This window comes from Lysinibacillus sp. NPDC097279 (genome assembly GCF_044761745.1).
Lineage (GTDB): Bacteria > Bacillota > Bacilli > Bacillales_A > Planococcaceae > Lysinibacillus.
In genome coordinates, this window is the sequence record NZ_JBIWDA010000001.1 from 1,106,393 (window position 1) to 1,125,211 (window position 18,819).

General features: G+C 36.4%; 19 protein-coding genes and 2 riboswitches. Of the genes, 14 read left to right on the top strand and 5 right to left on the bottom strand.

Annotated features, from left to right (window positions below; all coding sequences use genetic code 11):
- Positions 1–11: 11 nt before the first annotated feature.
- Positions 12–737, top strand: coding sequence for an ABC transporter ATP-binding protein (locus tag ACIQ1H_RS05650; protein WP_402887165.1), 726 nt, complete (start codon positions 12–14; stop codon positions 735–737).
- Positions 738–858: 121 nt separating this feature from the next.
- Positions 859–1,042: riboswitch (cobalamin riboswitch) on the top strand.
- A gap of 265 nt (positions 1,043–1,307) precedes the next feature.
- Positions 1,308–2,081, top strand: coding sequence for a hypothetical protein (locus tag ACIQ1H_RS05655; protein ID WP_402887166.1), 774 nt, complete (start codon positions 1,308–1,310; stop codon positions 2,079–2,081).
- Positions 2,082–2,270: 189 nt separating this feature from the next.
- Here ACIQ1H_RS05655 and ACIQ1H_RS05660 read toward each other — a convergent pair whose 3' ends face one another.
- The gene (locus ACIQ1H_RS05660) at positions 2,271–4,208 is read right to left on the bottom strand and encodes a GTP-binding protein (RefSeq protein ID WP_402887168.1); all 1,938 of its coding nucleotides are present in this window, start codon (positions 4,206–4,208) and stop codon (positions 2,271–2,273) included.
- A gap of 180 nt (positions 4,209–4,388) precedes the next feature.
- A riboswitch (cobalamin riboswitch) is annotated at positions 4,389–4,574 on the top strand.
- A 226-nt stretch (positions 4,575–4,800) separates the two neighbouring features.
- On the opposite strand from ACIQ1H_RS05660, the gene ACIQ1H_RS05665 reads away from it, so the two are divergent.
- The 6 genes from ACIQ1H_RS05665 (at position 4,801) to ACIQ1H_RS05690 (ending at position 9,189) form a co-directional block, all read left to right on the top strand.
- Positions 4,801–5,784, top strand: coding sequence for an ABC transporter substrate-binding protein (locus ACIQ1H_RS05665; RefSeq protein ID WP_402887170.1), 984 nt, complete (start codon positions 4,801–4,803; stop codon positions 5,782–5,784).
- Positions 5,785–5,837: 53 nt separating this feature from the next.
- Complete coding sequence (locus ACIQ1H_RS05670; RefSeq protein ID WP_402887172.1) at positions 5,838–6,512, top strand: precorrin-3B methylase; 675 nt, start codon at positions 5,838–5,840, stop codon at positions 6,510–6,512.
- Between the two features lie 262 nt (positions 6,513–6,774).
- Positions 6,775–7,269 carry a DUF2243 domain-containing protein gene (locus ACIQ1H_RS05675; RefSeq protein WP_402887174.1) on the top strand — a complete coding sequence of 165 codons (495 nt, stop codon included), beginning with the start codon at positions 6,775–6,777 and terminating at the stop codon, positions 7,267–7,269.
- On the top strand, positions 7,259–8,083 hold the full coding sequence (locus ACIQ1H_RS05680; protein WP_402887176.1) for a cytochrome c oxidase assembly protein: 825 nt from the start codon (positions 7,259–7,261) through the stop codon (positions 8,081–8,083). Before ACIQ1H_RS05675 ends, ACIQ1H_RS05680 begins: the two co-directional genes overlap by 11 nt.
- 302 nt (positions 8,084–8,385) lie before the next feature.
- The gene (locus ACIQ1H_RS05685) at positions 8,386–8,940 is read left to right on the top strand and encodes a phospholipase A2 family protein (protein ID WP_402887178.1); all 555 of its coding nucleotides are present in this window, start codon (positions 8,386–8,388) and stop codon (positions 8,938–8,940) included.
- Positions 8,941–8,952: 12 nt separating this feature from the next.
- A complete protein-coding gene (locus tag ACIQ1H_RS05690; RefSeq protein WP_402887179.1) occupies positions 8,953–9,189 on the top strand; it encodes a hypothetical protein in 237 nt (78 codons plus the stop codon).
- Positions 9,190–9,277: 88 nt separating this feature from the next.
- On the opposite strand, the gene ACIQ1H_RS05695 is transcribed toward ACIQ1H_RS05690, so the two are convergent.
- Complete coding sequence (locus tag ACIQ1H_RS05695; RefSeq protein ID WP_402887181.1) at positions 9,278–10,474, bottom strand: class I SAM-dependent rRNA methyltransferase; 1,197 nt, start codon at positions 10,472–10,474, stop codon at positions 9,278–9,280.
- 62 nt (positions 10,475–10,536) lie between these two features.
- Positions 10,537–11,454 carry an alpha/beta hydrolase gene (locus ACIQ1H_RS05700; protein WP_402887183.1) on the bottom strand — a complete coding sequence of 306 codons (918 nt, stop codon included), beginning with the start codon at positions 11,452–11,454 and terminating at the stop codon, positions 10,537–10,539.
- Positions 11,455–11,627: 173 nt separating this feature from the next.
- Between ACIQ1H_RS05700 and ACIQ1H_RS05705 the strand changes: the two genes are divergently transcribed.
- Positions 11,628–12,107, top strand: coding sequence for a dihydrofolate reductase (locus ACIQ1H_RS05705; RefSeq protein ID WP_172771608.1), 480 nt, complete (start codon positions 11,628–11,630; stop codon positions 12,105–12,107).
- 89 nt (positions 12,108–12,196) lie between these two features.
- On the opposite strand, the gene trhA is transcribed toward ACIQ1H_RS05705, so the two are convergent.
- Positions 12,197–12,832 carry a PAQR family membrane homeostasis protein TrhA gene (gene trhA, locus ACIQ1H_RS05710; RefSeq protein ID WP_172771607.1) on the bottom strand — a complete coding sequence of 212 codons (636 nt, stop codon included), beginning with the start codon at positions 12,830–12,832 and terminating at the stop codon, positions 12,197–12,199.
- 266 nt (positions 12,833–13,098) lie between these two features.
- Here trhA and ACIQ1H_RS05715 point away from each other — a divergent pair, with 266 nt between their 5' ends.
- The 5 genes from ACIQ1H_RS05715 to msrB all read left to right on the top strand — a co-directional run bounded on the left by ACIQ1H_RS05715 (position 13,099) and on the right by msrB (position 16,615).
- A complete protein-coding gene (locus ACIQ1H_RS05715; RefSeq protein ID WP_402887186.1) occupies positions 13,099–13,941 on the top strand; it encodes a DegV family protein in 843 nt (280 codons plus the stop codon).
- 190 nt (positions 13,942–14,131) lie between these two features.
- On the top strand, positions 14,132–15,061 hold the full coding sequence (locus ACIQ1H_RS05720; RefSeq protein ID WP_402887188.1) for a GDSL-type esterase/lipase family protein: 930 nt from the start codon (positions 14,132–14,134) through the stop codon (positions 15,059–15,061).
- 4 nt (positions 15,062–15,065) lie between these two features.
- On the top strand, positions 15,066–15,647 hold the full coding sequence (locus ACIQ1H_RS05725) for a YpmS family protein (RefSeq protein WP_172771605.1): 582 nt from the start codon (positions 15,066–15,068) through the stop codon (positions 15,645–15,647).
- Positions 15,648–15,659: 12 nt separating this feature from the next.
- Entirely contained in the window at positions 15,660–16,190 is a 531-nt protein-coding gene (gene msrA, locus ACIQ1H_RS05730; RefSeq protein WP_402887191.1) for a peptide-methionine (S)-S-oxide reductase MsrA, read from the top strand.
- A complete protein-coding gene (gene msrB, locus ACIQ1H_RS05735) occupies positions 16,187–16,615 on the top strand; it encodes a peptide-methionine (R)-S-oxide reductase MsrB (protein WP_402887193.1) in 429 nt (142 codons plus the stop codon). Before msrA ends, msrB begins: the two co-directional genes overlap by 4 nt.
- A gap of 233 nt (positions 16,616–16,848) precedes the next feature.
- Here the strand turns inward: msrB and ACIQ1H_RS05740 are convergent, their stop codons facing one another.
- Positions 16,849–18,690: a methyl-accepting chemotaxis protein gene (locus tag ACIQ1H_RS05740; protein WP_402887195.1), complete on the bottom strand. Its 1,842-nt coding sequence runs from the start codon at positions 18,688–18,690 to the stop codon at positions 16,849–16,851.
- Between the last annotated feature and the right edge of the window lie 129 nt (positions 18,691–18,819).

Below are 18,819 nucleotides of genomic sequence, written 5' to 3' on the forward strand. Positions count from 1 at the left end.
GCGTATATGTATTGCTTCAGGTTGAAAATATAAGTAAAAGCTTTCGAGCAGGCCAGCAAGTATTAGCAAATATAAATCTTTCTGTAGGAGAAGGTGAAATCGTCGGTCTAGTTGGAGAGAGTGGAAGCGGTAAAAGTACTTTAGCGAAAGTCATTATGCAGCTAGAGTCAGCTAATAAAGGGACTGTCCATTTTCAACAACAACACATCACTAAGAAAAATCGAAAGTCCTTTTATGAAAATTGCCAAATTATATTCCAAAATGCAAGTAATGCTCTAAACCCTATGTGGACAGTCAAGCAACTATTAAGAGAGCCATTGCAACATCAAAATTTGGTGACGGACAGCTATTTACAAACGATGCTTGCAAAAGTTAAGTTATCAAACGATGTTTTACATGCTTTGCCCTCTGAACTTAGTGGTGGTGAGAAGCAAAGAGTAAATTTATTACGCTCAATTCTTGTGGAACCGAAATTGATAGTGTGCGATGAAATTGTTTCAAGCTTAGATCGTTTAATTCAGCGAGAAATTATTGATTTATTAATGACGTTAAATAAAGAAAGAAACATGGCTATTTTATTTATTTCGCATGATTTAAAAGCTGTTTCTTATTTAAGTGAACGGATATATGTAATGAGAGCTGGCGAAATTGTCGATGAACAGCACAAGGAACATGATGGATTTCATTTCACTGATAGCTATGCACAAAAGCTATTCCAAGCGATGGAAGGTGAATAATATTTCGTTTTTTCGCAGCCGAAAACAATTAGATACCGTTTTCTGTTGATTGACTTTAAAATTCCATTACTTTACAATATGATTTAATAGTATACTAGTGAGTTTACTATTTATCACAACAAAATAGCGTGTAGTAATAGGTGTAAATTGCGTGCAATTTACTGAAAAGGGAAGTCGGTGCGAGTCCGACACTGTCCCGCAACTGTAAATGTGAGCTTTCTTTTCATATACCACTGTTAAATGACGGGAAGGGAAAAGAAGCTGTGACCATAAGTCAGGAGACCTGCCTGTTACGAGTACACACCATAACCCTACGAGGAATAGGAGGTGGCATGTTGACAAAGCAGAATGTTCTGTTCGTCACAGTACGTCAAACGACCAATACCAAAGGAAATAAGGATATACGGCATCGAGCCAAATCCAAATATCTCCCATTGGTACATTGTTTGATGCTGCTTGATGAATGATAATGATTAGCTGAACGACGGATTTCCTCTCAAAGCAGGAAATCCGTATTTTTATGTGATCGCAACATTTGTTTTGAAAATATGTACGAACTGAGGTGCACGTATGACGAATATTCATGTATGTACAACACAAGAAAAGCAATATGTAGATATGAAGATTTGTAAACTATCACGCGTTGAAGTTGCCAAGCAGCCTAAAACTAGAATGGTCATTGAAGCTCTTGTCGATCAGTTTTTAGCATCAGGACTTATTCGTAACGATCGTTTATTTAATCAAATATTCTTTAACAAAGATATCATTTGGATTCAAAATGAGGTATATGAGGGATGCCTTTTTGCTAAAGCAAGCGTGGCGGACGAGCTCAAAACGAAAAAGAACGGCTTTATGATGTACATGCCAACAAATCCAATTGTTTATGAGGTCAATGGTGAGGCGTATCATTTAATAACACGTATTGATTCGATTCGTGCAAAACCAAATTTAGATAGGCTGAATATAGAGCCGAAACCGATTTTAAGTGCTGCGCGAGTCAATGATTTACTATGCTCAATGGTTATGCGTTTTTATATTACTTATTTAGAAGATTTATCGTTAGTCGTTCATACAAATCAAGATACTAATAAAATATTAGATTTAACAAAATATGTAAAATATGAATACGAACACTTTCTTGAAAGTGTGAAAGAATTAAATGACTATCATTTAAATTGGCACCCACGAGGCAATGGTCATCAATTATTGCTTCAACTGATCGAGCAATTACAAATTTTAAAGAGTAAACCTGGCACGGTTCTTGTTGATTTTACGAATAGTAATGGTTATGTAATTGTGGAATCGGCAAATAGCTTTGTTGCGAAAGTAAAGAAAGCTTTATAGGAAATATAAAAGGCATCGAGATGTTCTCGATGCCTTCAGTTATTTTTATGGAGAATAATATTGATAGATATTGCGGATAACTTTTGAAAACGCCGGTAAAAGCCTAGGAATCGCCGATAGCACCATTGAAAACGCCGATAAACCACTAAAAAGAGCTGTGGTGCTATAGAAATGTGTGTAGTTGCTTAATTACAAGCAATGCATCGCTTCTTTTGCGTCATACCAAGGAACTGAATAGCCCTTACCTTTCGCACAAAAAATACTAGACGATGAATAGTCGGGATCTGCCTGTTTATTGTAATTGATGTGCGCTATTACTTCTTCACTATTATGGCATTTATCATAGCCATCAAATTGTAACGATATTGATCCTTTGCCATTCGTGTAAGCAGCGAAAGTAGTACTATAATGCATAAATGTTGCAACAGGAACGCGTCCTGTTAATGTTACTTGTTCCTCTGTTAAGACGGGTGCATCAAATGTACCGTCTGCTTGCTGGATATCGTTCATCATACGACCGATAAATTCATTCGATGCTTTTAATTTGAAGCGATAATATGGTTCAAGTACGATATTTTCAGCTTGTTCCAACCCTTGTCGAAGTGCACGGAAAGTTGCTTCGCGGAAATCGCCTCCCTCTGTATGTTTGATATGGGCACGTCCTGTCAAAAGGGTGAAGCGTATATCCGTAACGGGGGAGCCTGTTAAAAGACCGTGATGCTCTCGCTCAAATAGATGTTTTTCAATTAGTCGTTGATTGCCAACTGATAAATCATCAGCATGACAAGCGTTAACAAACGTGTTTCCTGTACCTCGAATATTTGGCTCCATTAATAGGTGTACCTCTGCATAATGTTTTAACGGCTCAAAATGACCGTATCCTGTTACAGTTGTTGCAATTGTTTCCATATATAAAATTTTAGGTTCACCAAAAGTAATAGTAAGTGAAAATCGATTTTTTAACACTTCAGCAAGCACTTCAAGCTGAATAACACCCATAATATGTACATGGATTTCTTGGAACTTCTCATGCCATACGACGCGCATCGACGGTTCCTCGGCTTCGAGCAAACGGAATACTTGTAATACTTCCTTTATATGCTGCTGCCCATCATACTGTACTTTAGCTTGTAAAGTCGGCACTAGCTCATATGGTTGAGGAGTCAGTGTACTACCTAAAATATCACCGATTTTTGCTAGACTTAGCCCCTTTACAGCGAAAATTTCTCCAGCTTGCACTTTTTGTGTTGTGACAAAACGACTTCCATTATATAAGCGGATTTCAGTTACTTTTTCAGTCATATCACCAAATGTAAAGTCTTGGCGTGTATGTAAAGTTCCTTCTAAAGCTTTGATAAAGGTTAAACGTTGCATGCCATCATGACGGATTTTAAATACTTCACCTTGAAATGGTCGTTGATGGTCGAATTGCGTTTCTGTAAGTAGGGGTAGCTGTGATAAAAATTCTTTTATTCCAATATCCTTTAATGCAGCACCAGTAAAGCAAGGAAATGCTTGCTCTTGTTTAATGAACTTTTGTAACTGCAATAGGCATGTTTGTGCATCGAGAGTTTCTGTCAAAAAGGCATCGAATAGTTGTTCATCACGCTCAGCTAGCCACTCAGCAATGTGGTTTGGTACGTAATCTGCACACAATGGATCGTCGATTAAAAGTACGTGCTCCGAACATTCTTTTTGAAGCTGTCCCATAACGGCACCCACATCAGCACCCTCACGATCTATCTTATTTATAAAGAAGAAGGTTGGTACGTTATATTGGCGTAGCAATTGCCACACTGTTTCAGTATGAGCTTGTACACCTTCTACAGCGCTTACGATAATGATGGCGTAATCCATTACACGAATTGCGCGTTCCATTTCAGGTGAAAAGTCGACATGCCCAGGCGTATCTATTAACGTATAGATATCACTTCCAATTTCCATCCGCCCTTGTTCGGCAAAGATGGTAATGCCACGAGCTTGCTCGATTGAATGATTATCCAAAAAAGTATCTTGATGATCGACTCTTCCGCGCGTTTGAATACTATTCGTGTGGAAGAGTAGTTGTTCACAAAAGGTTGTTTTTCCTGCATCGACATGTGCGAGCACACCAATCGTTTTATACATAAAAAATCCTCATTTCTATTTTTCCTATACGCTCATTGTAACAGATTCAGCTAAAAAACATTTCGTGTTTAATAGTGCTCGTTCATGTTAAAATAGTAGTAAATAATTCATAATTATTAGTTATGGATTTTTTTGTGTGATTGAAAACAAAAACTAGTTCTGCTAGGCTATTTTTATAACTTAATACTGCTATATATTGGTGCAAATGGTTTTTGCCATTTGCTTAAAAGGGAAATCGGTGTAAATCCGATGCTGTCCCGCAACTGTAAATGGGGAGTTTATACAACAGTCACTGTAGTTTAACTATGGGAAGACGTATAAATGTTGAACCTAAGCCAGGATACCTGCCAATATGTATTTTTTACTTAATACCACGAGGATGGGAATAGTGATTGGTTCATTAACCATTGTTTTTTCACTATGTCGCCCTCTTGGAAGCAAGAGGGTTTTTTTGTGTCTTTTTGAAGAATAGTAGCATGATGAGTTTTCAATTTATATTAAGAAAAGTCAAGAATAGCCCATGATCAGTAGCTAAGAAGTCTTTGATTTCTTACTATATAATGAAAAATTACAAACTAAAGGAGAAACAAACATGAAGAAATGGAAAGGCATGTGGTTAGTTCTTGCCATTGCACTATTAAGTATTTTAGGGGCATGTAGTGCAAAAAATGATTCACAAAGTGAAAACATCGAACCAGCACAAACAGGAGCAAAAGAAGTAACCATTGAAAATAATGAGACGACGCAAGTTTATAAAGATGCACCGAAAAAAGCGATTAGCTTAAATCAACACGTCACAGAAATAATGCTTGCACTAGGCTTAGAAGATTCAATGGTGGGTACTGCCTATTTAGATGATAAAATTTACGAACCTTTACAAGCAGCTTACGATAAAGTACCAGTGATAGCTGAGCAATACCCGACAAAGGAACAAGTCATTGATAGTGAAGCAGATTTTTTATACGCTGGGTGGAAAAGTGGTTTTAGTGAAAAGGGTGTCGGTACACCAGAAGAATTAGAGGCACTTGGTATTCACACCTATTTACATACTTCTTCAAGTATTACAAAACCAACATTAGACGATATTTTTACGGATATCCGTAATATCGCAAAAATCTTCCGTGTGGAAGAGCGCGGTGAAGCATTGATTGAACAGATGACAAATGATGTTGATGCTGTACGTGCAAAGTTACCAAAAGAGGATAAAGAATTACGTGTTTTAGTTTACGATAGTGGGGATAAGGAAGTTTTTACAGCGGCACAAAACTTTATGGATGAACTTGTCACAGTCGCGGGCGGTCAAAACATTTTTGGCGATGTCGAATCGGGCTGGACAACAGTTTCGAAAGAAGAAACTGTTGAACGCAATCCTGAAGTGATTGTCGTAATTGATTATGGTTCCCAAACTGCAGAAGACAAAATTAAATTCCTGAAAAGTGACCCAGCATTAAAAGAAACAAATGCTGTGAAAAATGAGCGCTTTGTCATTTTACCACTTTCAGCCGCTTCAGAAGGGGTTCGAGCTGCAGAAGCTATTGAAATTTTAGCAAAAGGTTTTTATCCTGAAAACTTTTAAATAACAATCAAAAGAGCTAGCTATTTGCTAGCTCTTTTTCATAAGGAGCACAAATGATGAATGCCTTTCATTCGAATATACCAGATCGAACATTTGAAAAACTAAATGTTAATGGAAACTTTACACGCCTTGCAGTAAGTCCAGGTATTATCAATAAGCATTATACACCAGCTCAATTTCAAAAAATTGCAGAGATTGTCGGTGAAAGTGGCGCAATTAAATATTCAGCTTCCTATAGTATTCTTTTATCTGTCCCAACTAAAAAAGTAAAGGAAATTATCAATGAGCTTCAAGCAGTGGGCTTATATATTGCTAAGCAAGGTCCCATCGTCGCGATAAAAGCTTGTGATTTTTGTGATGGGGATAAAATGGATGCGGCTGAAATAACAGAACAACTATACGAAGCACTACAGGAAGAAACTGTACCGTCTAGACTACGGTTAAATATTAATGGCTGTGCGTCTGCCTGCTATAATGCTGTATATGATGATATTGGACTTGTTTATCAAAAGGATAGCTTCGATGTTTACTTAGGCGCCGTGCCGATGGGGGCCCATGCAAAGGCGGGTACACTATTTGCTAAAAGGGTGTCAGTACAAAAAATAGAAAGCTTTCTAAAACAAATCATTGAGCTGTATCAGAAACATGCCCGCCCAAATGAACCTTTCTATAAGTTTTATCGTAGAACAAATAGCGCCGAATATTGGCAAGCATTAAAGGGAAAGTGATTCAACTTAGTTTATTTCTGCTTAGAACATAAGTTTCACAGCTTAATAGAGATGATGTGGAATTTCTGCATATACGAAGAAGAGAGCTAGCTAAATGCTAGCTCTTTTTCAAATGGTAAACAATATGAGCCAAGACAGCATTTAGTTGTGCAGTTTAATGTTTTTATGGGGAAGTATAAGTCTGAGCGAATTGTAAATTAGATTAAAATAATCAAAAATAGGGAAAGATAAGGACGGCAATCTAAAAATAGGGGGCGAAGAAATGACGACAATAAACGCTCATAAAAACAAACAAGTTTATGTAAGTCGTAATTTACTGTCAGGGTTTTTATTTGGGATAGGTCTAGTAGCTTTTATAGACGAGACTATTTTTCATCAACTATTTCGCTGGCATCATTTTTATGATAAGTCGACAACGGATATTGGCTTAATTTCTGATGGGATATTCCATGCGATTAGTTGGTTTGCAACTATCGCAGGATTATTTTTACTTGCAGATATTCGTCGTAAAAGTGGTTTTTGGTTGAAGAGATGGATGGGTGGTTTGATGCTAGGAGCAGGCGGCTTCCAATTATATGATGGGATTATTCAACATAAACTAATGCGAATACACCAGATTAGGTATGTAGAAAATGTCATCATCTACGATATCATTTGGAATGTCATTGCAGCTATTATCCTCATTATAGGACTTTATCTTACCGTTCGCACTAGCAACAACAAAATAAAAGCAGAGGCTATTACTAATGAGCGCTAACCATCATCAAATAGCCGAGGGTAGTCATAGTCAAAATCTTTTCGGAATAATACATCCTCAACTAATTTTTCTTATTGTATTTATTACTATATTATTATTGTATATTTTGGCCGCAGTGATGACGAATCGTAAATATAAAAAATGGCCCCATTATCGTATTGCAAGCTTTATTTTAGGGGTTTTATTGGCGATTCTTGCTGTTGTGGGTCCTTTAGCGAATCGTGCTACGATAGATTTTACAGCACATATGTTTAGCCATTTACTTTTGGGTATGCTAGCACCGTTACTTATTGCTCTCGCCGCACCAATGACCCTATTACTTAGAACTTTAAGCACCCGATTAGCGCGGAAACTTTCAAGTATTCTAAAAAGTTGGCCTGCAAGGATACTTACGCATCCAATAATCACTTCCTTACTGAATATCGGTGGTCTTTGGATATTGTACACGACTAACCTATATTCATTAATGCACGACAATAGTCTAATACATCTATTTGTCCATTTCCATGTATTCATAGCAGGCTATCTATTTACAATTTCTATTATCTATTTTGATTCTGTAAATCACAGGAAATCCTTTATATACAGGGCCATTGTCTTAATTATTGCATTAGCAGGACATGGAATATTGTCTAAGTATATTTATGCTCAACCTCCTAAAGGAGTTCCGATAGAACAAGCAGAAATCGGAAGTATGGTTATGTACTATGGTGGAGATGTAATTGATGCCATAATAATTTTTATCCTTTGTTTGCAATGGTATAAAGCAGTAAGACCAAGAAATCATGAACTGCCAACAGTAAAGGCACATTAACAGTGAATCAAAGAAAGAGTGACTCTAGCGGAGTTACTCTTTTTTAGTGTAGTTTTTGATGTTTCTATTATTGAGAATTTTTAGTTCAGTTATTAAAATAAAAATATAATCATGTGGTTAAATACTATCATAATGGTTCATTTTCATAACTCTAAGTTTTGTCCTCCATTTTCGCTAGGCGTTTTCCATGAGCATCCAGATTTTACTCGAACAGCTAACATTCTAATATCCCAGTCTAGCCTTTTGATGAGCCATAATAATGGTATTTTACCTAATAAAATATCGAAAGGGGTTAAGATTAGATGAAAAAAATAGGTTTGTCCTTTGTTGCAATGTCAGTTTTAGTTTCTTCACTCTTTTTTGGGGATGGTACAAAAGTTTTTGCAACGACAGGAGAAGAGTCATCTTTGACAGATAAAGATCTTTTAAATGCTGGTGAACAGTTAGAATCTTATATTTATTATGAGGACGGAAAACCGTTTGTTAATATTGAAAAAGTAAAATTAGATGGCTTAGCAGAGGAATATATTGAAATTAGTTTGATGGTGAATCACATTAGTAAGAGTTACGCTAACTATCAAGCAAACACTACAATGATTACAAGAAAAGGGTTACCTATTTGGGGGAATTGGTGTGGTCCTGGACATGGTTCTGGCCCTCCACAAGATGTATTAGATAGAGGTTGTCAAATACATGATATGTGCTATGAAGATAAAGGGTATTTTAGCTGTTCATGTGATTGGGAGCTTGTCGCTTATATAGATAGAAATTTTCATAGAATGGGACTTAAAGAAAAACTAATTGCTTCTGCGATAAAAATATATTTTAATAAAAACTTATGTAATCCGTTGAAATAAGGAATGGTTAAAATGGTGAAAGCATTAGCTGTAAGTACGATTATTATTTCTTTATTACTTTGGGTACCGAATATTGTGTTTCAAAAAGCATCAACTTTATGGATTTTCACGTTTGTATTATCAGGCATAGGTATTGTCTTAGCTGCATGCGTTAAATCTAAAATTTTAATTATAGGGAATATCATCACATTCTTAAGTTTTTTTATCCTAATGTTTTTAGGTTATATTTTTGTTTTTTTAACAAAGTAATGGATACTTGCTTCAAAAAAAGTAGACAAAGTTGAATAACTCGACTTTGTCTACAGTCTAATAGTGACTTGATGTAAGTCGCTCTTTTTTAGTTTAATTTTTCAATAAAAACAACTTTTAAGTAATTGAATTCAGGATGTTCACGTGGCACGCGGAAATCCTTTGGTAAACCGTATTCCTCAACGATTTTATAACGCGTATTTGTTTCTTTAAACGCTTGGTCAATAAAGCCTTTGAACTTTTTCATGCCAAAGCTTGCATTGTTTGTAGACGCAACAATAATACCATTTTTTTCGGTAATAGCAATTGTATCCTTTAATAACTTTGGATAATCCTTTGCAGTTGAAAACGTCATTTGTTTTGTTCGCGCAAAGCTAGGCGGATCTAATACAACTAGGTCGAATTTTAACTGATGACGCTGTGCATATTTGAAATAATGAAATACATCCATTACTTTAATGTCCTGTGCCTCATAGTCAATATTATTGACACTAAATTGCTCGATTGTTTTCGCTAAACTCCGTTTGGCTACATCGACACTCGTAGTTTTTGTTGCACCACCAAGTGCTGCTGCCACAGAGAAAGCACCTGTATAAGAAAATGTATTTAACACGGTTTTATGTTGAGAATAGCGTTCACGGATGGCAAGTCGCACTTCACGTTGGTCGAGGAAAATACCAGTCATGGCACCATCATTTAAATGTACAGCATAGTTCATACCATTTTCCTTCACGATAAGTGGGAATTCACCAGGTGTACCCATAACAAAATCGTCCTGTTCAATATATTGCCCTTTACTATCAAAACGTTTTTTCTCATAAATGGCTTTAAAGTTGACTGTTTCTGCAAGTGCCTCATAAATGGCTTCTTTAAATGAATAAATACCTGCACTATACCAGCTCACCATATAATAGCCTTCGAAGAAGTCGATTGTCATGCCACCAATTCCATCACCTTCGCCGTTAAAAGCACGAAATGCCGTTGTATCAGGGTTATTAAAGAATGTCTCGCGATTTTGTAGCGCCTTGCTTATTTTTTTTGCAAAAAACGCCTTGTCAATTTCTTCATTAACATCAGTAGTTAACAGCCAGCCGATGCCTTTATTTTGAATACCATAATAGCCTGTGCCGATAAATCGATTATGAATATCTAGTAGTCGAAGTAGCGCACCTTCCTCAGCAGGCAGTTTTCGTGTATCAACTGCTTCTTTTGAGATTAGTGGGTAGCCTTTTTTCAATGGGCCTGCATATTGATTATTAATTTGTAATGCAATCGTTTGTGTCATGTTGTCATCCTTTAAAAAACATTTTGCTCTATTATCGCATTGTTTAGTAGCATTACACAAACTTATTTCACGAATGTCGCAATTTTTTCAACTGTCTCCATTGTAGCAGCCTCAAAAAACTCCATTTTACTAAAATAACTATGAATTAAACCTGCCATATGGACATGCTTAACGTAAACGCCCGCTTCAGTTAATTTTTGAGCGTAAGTCAGACCTTCGTCGTAAAGTACATCTGCTTCAGCCGCAATGATTATTGTTTTTGGAAGTACACCAAGGTTTTCAATATACATAGGTGAAACAAGTGGATTGTTAAAATTATTGGCCTCTGTATAATGCTCAGCAAACCATTGCATTCCTTGCTTATCTAAACCAAAATGTTCTCCGTAAGAACTATAAGAAGCCGTCGTAAAATCAAGGTTTGTAACAGGATAAATTAGCGCTTGTGCAGAAATAATTGGACCATCTAAGATCGCTGCTAAGTAGGAAACAATTGTTGCTAGATTTCCCCCAGCACTATCACCAGCTACTATTAATCGCGTGTTATCACCACCGAACGCTGTTATGTTGTTATAAACCCACAGTAACCCATCATATGCGTCGTTTAGTGGGATAGGGAAGGGGTGTTCAGGTGCTAAACGATAATCTACGGATACGACAATAGCATGCGCTTTGTCAGCCAATAACTGACAACCCGCATCCGAGGACTCTAAATTGCCAAAGACCCATCCACCACCATGATAATAAATAATAACAGGTAATTTTTCTGTATGTTCGGGAATGTAAACGCGGATATTAATCTCGTGTCCATCTCGCATACGTATTTTTCGATTCTCGATAGATGCGAGCACAGGCATATGGACAGATTGCCAAGTTGGTACTGCGCGCATAACTCTTGCTTCCTGTGGTGATTGTTCATAATAATGTGGTTTACAATCCATCGCTTGAATATAGCAAACAGCCTCATTGGTTAAACGTGTCATAACATCATCCTTTAAAAATTTTTATTGTTATCTTTCATTATAAACTATTCTTATAAATTTACTATGATTTAAGATCGAAGAAGAAATTTATTTTAAAAATGAGCAGAAATATTCCGATAGTAAAGTAAAATTATGTTTATAATAGGATGAATGATATAACTTGGAGGGTAATGATGATTTCATTAATAGTAGCGCATGATAATAACCATGTCATTGGATATGAAAATGGGATGCCGTGGCATTTACCAGGTGATTTACAGTATTTTAAGGAAAAAACGATGGGCAAACCAATGATAATGGGACGGAAAACATTTGAATCGATTGGTAGACCGTTACCTGGGCGACGTAACATCGTAATTACACGTGATGCCAACTATCGTGCTGAGGGTATTGAAGTAGTAACTAGTCTCGACGAAGCACTTTCTATAGCAGGTGATGTGCCTGAAATCATGATTATCGGTGGCGAACAAATTTTTAGATTGTCAATGGACATCACAGATCGAATTTATGCTACAAAAATTAATCATTCCTTTAAAGGGGATACATATTTCCCTAAATATGAAGAGGAATTTGTGCTCGTCTCGTCACAACAACCTGTAACAGCACCAGAAGGTTACACATTTCAATATCAAATTTTTGAACGTAAAGATTAATTAGATTGTTTTAAGCTCAATGAAGAAAAAAGCACACGGATTTGCTTATGCCGTGTGCTTTGTTGCGTTACAAATACATATTTTTTAAATTATAAATAAAAATAAATACAGGCATACATCGAGCCACATCCAGCTAACACAAACAGATGCCAAATTGTATGATTATAAGGGAGGCTACGCCAAGCGTAAAAAATAGCACCAAATGTATAGAAAAGACCGCCAGCTAATAAGAAACCAAAGCCATTACTTCCTAAGAAAAAATAAATCGGCTTAATGGCAAAGATAATAAGCCAGCCCATACCAATATAAAAAATGAGCGAAAGTATTTCAAAGCGATTAATAAAAAAACATTTAAATACAACACCTAGTAAAGCAAGTGTCCAAATAACACACAATAAAGTGACCCCTAATGTTCCACCAATTGCGATTAATAAAAACGGTGTGTAGGTCCCCGCAATTAAAATATAGATAGAAGAATGGTCAAGAATAGCGAAAAAATACTTGTATTTTTCAGGCATACTATGGAGTAATGTTGACATTAGAAATAAGATGATAACAGAGGCACCAAAAATGCTAAATGATGTAATATACAATGCACTTCCATTTTGGACAGCAGTTAATATTAAAATAACAAGTGCTGGAATACTTGCAAGTAAGCCTATACCGTGAGTAATGGCATTCCACAATTCTTCCTTCCATGTTTTATAGTCAAATGAATCCACCATATACAACACTCCCTTCGTTCTGTATTTACTATAGCCCAATAATGTGCTTCTTACTATTTACATTTGTCACATATTTACTTATCTAAAATGTCATGTCGAATTTTAGAGGAAATTGTTAGACAAATTTAGTGGAAAAAGGCTATAGTATCGAAGGAAGTGCAATTGAAAAGACTTGAAATAGACACTTGAAATGACAAATGTCATGTTTACATATGGAAACATTAGTCTATATAATTAATTTCAATGATGTTAAAGGATGTGTCGAAGTGGGACGAATTCATATAGTAACGGACTCAACTTGTGATTTAACAAAAGAAGAAGTAGAGCAACACGGTATACATATAGTACCGTTAACAATTCAAATTGATGGGAAAACATATATAGATGGAGTAGATTTAGATCCACAGCCTTTTTTAGGTCTGATGAAGAATGCTAAAGAACTGCCGAAAAGTTCGCAACCAGCACCAGGGAAATTTAAAGAACTATATGACGAACTTGGCAAAGATGGGGACCAAATACTTTCTATTCATATGACAGGTGGAATGAGTGGGACAGTTGAATCTGCTCGACAGGCTGCTCAAATGACAGATGCTGATGTAACGGTTATTGATTCTCGTTTTATCGCAATTGGGCTTGCTATCCAATTGAGAGAAGCGATAAAGATGCGCGATGCTGGAGCATCTGTTGAGGAAATCGTCACACGTTTAGACAAGGTGCGTGACAATACACATTTATATGTAATTGTTGACACACTAGAAAATTTAATTAAAGGCGGCCGAATTGGTAAAGGGACAGGATTTATCGGTTCTTTGCTAAATATTAAAGTAATTGCAAACCTAGAGGGAGGGGCATATAACCCTGTATCGAAAGTTCGCAGTCATAAACAGGTTGTAAACTACTTATTCAAACAATTCCAAGCAGATACTGCTGGTAAAACAGTTAAGGCTGTAGGTATTTCACATGCCGACGGTTTGATTACAATGGGTGGTCCATTAAAAGAGCTAATTGAAGGAACAGGCTTTAATGATGTTGAGATTGCTTTTACTTCACCAATTATTTCTACACATACTGGACCAGGTGCAATTGGTTTTATTTATTTTTCAGAATAATTAACAAGAGCTGCTACATAAGTAATTGTAGTAGCTTTTTAACGCTTTTCGTAGCAAGTTGTAAAAATTGTATACAGGTAATGTGATGATAATGCTTGGATTTTTCTTGATAAACTGAAGCGTCGTCACTTTTCATTGTAGCGACAACTATTTATAATAGAACTAACAGTAAATGATGGAAGGTGGTCAAATGGGCATCTGGCGAATTATTTTGTCATGTTTGATCGTCTTAGTACTAAGTGGTTGTGCAATATCAATAGATGAACCGATTGCGCCTGCAGACCAAGATAGTGAGCAGGCAGAGACGGAGCAAGATATGAGACAGGATGAGCAACAAGCAGAAGAGGAGGCAAAACCTTCTAGTAATGTATTGACGCAAATTTTTGAACATTTTTTTGAACCTTCAGAAGAGGATTTACGGCAAATTGATGATGATAACGCAAAGCAACTACATTACTTGGCACTTGGAGATTCATTAACAGATGGTGTCGGGGATGAGTATAGTCAAGACGGTTATGTTGGAAGATTAGCAGATTCAATGCAAGCTTGGACTTCGATTTCAGAAGTCGATGTTGATAATCGCGGAAAAAGAGGAAGACGGAGCGATCAGCTATTAAAATTAATAAAAAAAGGGCATTATGATGAAGAGCTGCAACAAGCACAGCTTATTTCATTAACTATGGGTGGAAACGATGTAATGAAAGTAGTCAAACAGGATCTGTTTAATTTAAAACGAGATGCGTTTGACAAGGAATTATTAACTTATGAGAATCGTTATACGAAAATTATTGATGGTATAAGGGCAAAAAATCCTACCGTGCCTTTATTGCTCATTGGCTTTTATAATCCTTTTTCGATTGTTACAAACGAGGCAAATGAATTTGATACAATTATTACTGAATGGAATAGTGTCATAAAAAAAATCGCAAGTAAAGATTCAAATGCTTGTTATGTCTCAGTTGAAGACTTGTTTGATTCGAATCAAGAACTTGTCTATCATACAGATTTTTTTCATCCTAATGCAAAAGGCTATGATAAAATGACTGAGCGAATATTAGCTACAATGGAGCAATGTAAAATGGAACAGAAAATTAATAAGGAAATAGGCTTCGAGGAGTGACTAAATGAATAAATGGAAATTCGCATTTTTTGCGTTAGCAGGTATGGTTCTTTTTTCAATCCTCCTCGTCGTTTATTTAGCAACGAAACCAGTTGATGGATATGATTTAGCAAAGAGCTCAGACAAAGATACTGAAATAACAGGCAATGTTTTAGTTGTCCAAACGACAACGAAAGAATTAGAGTCAATTACAAAGAAATATTTAAAGGACAGCGCAAAAGGTTCGCCACTCCCATTGGATTTTACCATTGGGGATGATATTGAATTACGCAGTAAGTTAACGGTTTTTTATACTGAAATCCCAATTTCAATGAATTTTGAGCCAATTGTCGATGACAAGGGTAATATTATTTTAAAGCAAACAGGGATGAATGTAGGGCTATTAAATATTCCACCAGAGACGACAATGAAAATAATGAGAGATTCGGTGGATTTCCCTTCGTGGATTACAGTGAATCCGAATAAGGCTGAAATTTATATTGATTTATCACGAGTTAATATAGCTTCAGGTTCTCGTGTACGTGCGAAGGAATTAGACTTACCAAACGATAAAATTTTATTGGAAATTATTGTCCCTGGAGAATAAGGAGTGATATATATGGCAATGAAAAAGGCAACATTTGCAGGCGGCTGTTTTTGGTGTATGGTTAAGCCTTTCGATGAAACACCTGGCATTGAAGCTGTAGTTTCTGGTTACACAGGTGGACATGTGGAAAATCCAACATATGAACAAGTATGTTCGGAAACTACAGGTCATGTAGAAGCGGTTCAAATTACGTTTGATGATGATATTTATTCATATGAGCAATTATTAGCTACATTTTGGACGTTAATTGATCCAACAGATGCAGGTGGACAATTTTATGATCGTGGACAATCCTACACTACTGCCATTTTTTACCATGATGAAGAACAACAAGAATTAGCGGAACGTTCGAAGGCTGATTTAGAGGCTTCAGGTAAATTTGATAAACCGATTGCAGTGAAAGTTTTACCTGCAAGTACATTTTATGCTGCTGAGGACTACCACCAATATTATTATAAAAAAAATCCAATGCATTATGAACGCTATGCAGTGGGATCTGGTCGAAAAGCATTTCAAGAACAACACTGGGGGCATAGAAAATGAATAAAGAACAACGATTAAAACACCTAACAGATATGCAGTACTATGTAACTCAGGAAAATGGCACTGAGCCACCATTCCGAAATGAATATGATCAACATTTTGAAGAAGGTATTTATGTAGATATTGTTTCGGGCAAGCCATTATTTAGCTCGCACGATAAATTCAACTCAGGCTGTGGTTGGCCTGCTTTCTCAAAACCGATTGCAAACGAACAAGTGACGGAGCACTTTGATACATCCCATGGCATGCGCCGTGTAGAAGTACGAAGCAAGGACGCGGACTCTCATTTAGGACATGTCTTTCCAGACGGACCTGCAGAATTAGGTGGCCTACGCTATTGCATTAACTCTGCATCACTTCGTTTTATTCCTAAAGGTGATTTAGAAAAAGAAGGCTACGCGGAATATTTATCATTATTTAAGTAATAAATCTGTGGACGTAAGCGAGTTACGGTAAACTTAGGTAAAATCGCCGATAGAAGCCTGCGAATCGCCTGTAAACTATCAGAAAGGCGTGCGTAGTGGACAAAGGGCACTGCAAAAAAGTGTTAGATTGATTGTAAACAATCTAACACTTTTTTTATTTGTCTCAATCTTGTTTTGAGGGCAATATTTGCAAAAAAAGAATGCCTCTATAGAAAAGAGACATTCTTTTTTTGTTAAATTTTGAATGCACCGACGACATTGCGTAAACTATCTGCTTGATGGGCTAATTCCGTAGCGGCTGCATTAATTTCCTGCATGGATGCAGAACCTTGCGTAGCAGCTGCAGCAGACATCACCGTATTGGAAGCGGTTTGTTCAGCATAAGCGTTAATATGCACGAAATCATTTGCTACAGCATTACTGTAATCAAGTGTTTGCGCAATTTTTTCAACCATTGTCGCAATAATTGTAGTCGTTTCTTTTGTGTGCATTAAAATATTAGACAATGACTGGTTTGTTTCATTTGTCACTTCGACTCCACGTATAACAGTTGTGACACCATCATGATTTTGTGTAATTATTGATGCTACCTCATCCTGTATGGACGTTACAATTGTTGTTACTTCTTTTGCAGCAGTTTGTGATTGCTCAGCGAGTTTGCGTACTTCATCGGCTACTACAGCAAAGCCACGACCATGCTCTCCAGCACGAGCAGCTTCAATTGCCGCATTCAATGCAAGTAAATTTGTTTGCTCTGAGATGGCTGTAATAGTACCAATTATCGATGTAATATTTGCTGATTTACGACCAAGTGCTTCAATTGTTGTGGCAGTAGAAGCTATTGTTTCTTCAATAGATTGCATAACTAATGTAGATTGCTGAACTGAACGACTACCTTCATCTGCCGCTTGTTGCATGGCAAGTGATGCACGTTGAACTGCATTCGCTTGCTCGTTTAATTGATGCATGGAATGATCTAAATCACTCATCTTTTGTTGTGCACTATTCATACTATTGATTGTATTTTCACTATCACTCGCTATATCTGCACTAGCATCCGCTATATTTTGAATTGTACGAGCATTATCATCCGCTAATGTCATCAACTCTTGGCTACTGCTTGATACGTGATCAGCCAGTTCGCTAACACGTTTAATAAGGTTTGAAATAGAAATGATAAGGGTATTCGTAGAGTTAGCAATAATAGAAAATTCATCGTTATTACGTACATGGACACGCCTTGTTAAATCACCACCAGCTTGGGCTATATCAAGAATGGAGTGGTTAATCGCTCGTGTATTGTTTTTCAATGATTTAAATAGCATAAAGCCAAAAATAATGATTGCTATAAGACCGATGATTGAAATAATTAAGAAAGTACTATTTGACAAAGTAACCTGCTTATTCAACGTATTAAGTTTAGCTTTATTGGATTTATCCATGACACTGTTGATGGCTTCAATATTTTGGTCAATATGCAATTTCATTGTTTCACCTGTACCTTCAATCATCAGCTTACGTGCTTGTTCTAGCCCAAGCTCATCACGCATCGTCATGACCTTTTTCGAGTACTCAAGGTAATTTTTATAATATTGACCGATTGCTTGTATATGGCCAAGCTCAACTTGGCGGTCTGCAAATTTTTGTTGTAAAGCAGCTATTTTTTTATTGATAGAATCGATTTTCATTTTGTAAGAAGTAGAATAACTACCATTTCCCGTAATTATATAGGCTTGTTCTAAGTTTGTTAATCTAGCAATTTCATAGGCTAGCTGATTAACGGTAAGTTGCTCCTGTACATTCTTCTCAGTAAAATCTTTCATTTGCTGTTGAAGATTCGTTATATTGTTGTACGACAATATACCCATTGCGGCGGTAATAAAAATAAGAAGAGAGAAAATAATAAGTACTTTGCCGCGAATTAAATGATAAAAACGTTGTCGTTTTTCTGTAGTAGGAGGGAGATTATGCCTACTAGCGTTAGAATCAATAGCTTTCTTTCTTTTAAAAAAGCTAGAATCTAAGAGAGACGGGCGTTTTCTCGTTGGTTTACTTGATTTTTTCTTGTTTTTCATCGCCATCACCTTCCTAATTTTTGCAGTATTGTATACAATTCTAGCGTATAATACTAAAAAATTCTATCTTAAATTCACAAAATTTTCATTTTTCAGATAAAAAAGCGTAATATTTTTGCATGTCAAAAG

What these genes read in the sequence shown, in the direction of transcription:
- ACIQ1H_RS05655 (WP_402887166.1), top strand. Translation starts at nt 1,308, where the DNA reads ATGACGAATATTCATGTATGTACAACACAAGAAAAGCAATATGTAGAT.
- ACIQ1H_RS05660 (WP_402887168.1), bottom strand. Translation starts at nt 4,208, where the DNA reads ATGTATAAAACGATTGGTGTGCTCGCACATGTCGATGCAGGAAAAACA.
- ACIQ1H_RS05665 (WP_402887170.1), top strand. Translation starts at nt 4,801, where the DNA reads ATGAAGAAATGGAAAGGCATGTGGTTAGTTCTTGCCATTGCACTATTA.
- ACIQ1H_RS05670 (WP_402887172.1), top strand. Translation starts at nt 5,838, where the DNA reads ATGATGAATGCCTTTCATTCGAATATACCAGATCGAACATTTGAAAAA.
- ACIQ1H_RS05675 (WP_402887174.1), top strand. Translation starts at nt 6,775, where the DNA reads ATGACGACAATAAACGCTCATAAAAACAAACAAGTTTATGTAAGTCGT.
- ACIQ1H_RS05680 (WP_402887176.1), top strand. Translation starts at nt 7,259, where the DNA reads ATGAGCGCTAACCATCATCAAATAGCCGAGGGTAGTCATAGTCAAAAT.
- ACIQ1H_RS05685 (WP_402887178.1), top strand. Translation starts at nt 8,386, where the DNA reads ATGAAAAAAATAGGTTTGTCCTTTGTTGCAATGTCAGTTTTAGTTTCT.
- ACIQ1H_RS05690 (WP_402887179.1), top strand. Translation starts at nt 8,953, where the DNA reads ATGGTGAAAGCATTAGCTGTAAGTACGATTATTATTTCTTTATTACTT.
- ACIQ1H_RS05695 (WP_402887181.1), bottom strand. Translation starts at nt 10,474, where the DNA reads ATGACACAAACGATTGCATTACAAATTAATAATCAATATGCAGGCCCA.
- ACIQ1H_RS05700 (WP_402887183.1), bottom strand. Translation starts at nt 11,454, where the DNA reads ATGACACGTTTAACCAATGAGGCTGTTTGCTATATTCAAGCGATGGAT.
- ACIQ1H_RS05705 (WP_172771608.1), top strand. Translation starts at nt 11,628, where the DNA reads ATGATTTCATTAATAGTAGCGCATGATAATAACCATGTCATTGGATAT.
- trhA (WP_172771607.1), bottom strand. Translation starts at nt 12,832, where the DNA reads ATGGTGGATTCATTTGACTATAAAACATGGAAGGAAGAATTGTGGAAT.
- ACIQ1H_RS05720 (WP_402887188.1), top strand. Translation starts at nt 14,132, where the DNA reads ATGGGCATCTGGCGAATTATTTTGTCATGTTTGATCGTCTTAGTACTA.
- ACIQ1H_RS05725 (WP_172771605.1), top strand. Translation starts at nt 15,066, where the DNA reads ATGAATAAATGGAAATTCGCATTTTTTGCGTTAGCAGGTATGGTTCTT.
- msrA (WP_402887191.1), top strand. Translation starts at nt 15,660, where the DNA reads ATGGCAATGAAAAAGGCAACATTTGCAGGCGGCTGTTTTTGGTGTATG.
- msrB (WP_402887193.1), top strand. Translation starts at nt 16,187, where the DNA reads ATGAATAAAGAACAACGATTAAAACACCTAACAGATATGCAGTACTAT.
- ACIQ1H_RS05740 (WP_402887195.1), bottom strand. Translation starts at nt 18,690, where the DNA reads ATGAAAAACAAGAAAAAATCAAGTAAACCAACGAGAAAACGCCCGTCT.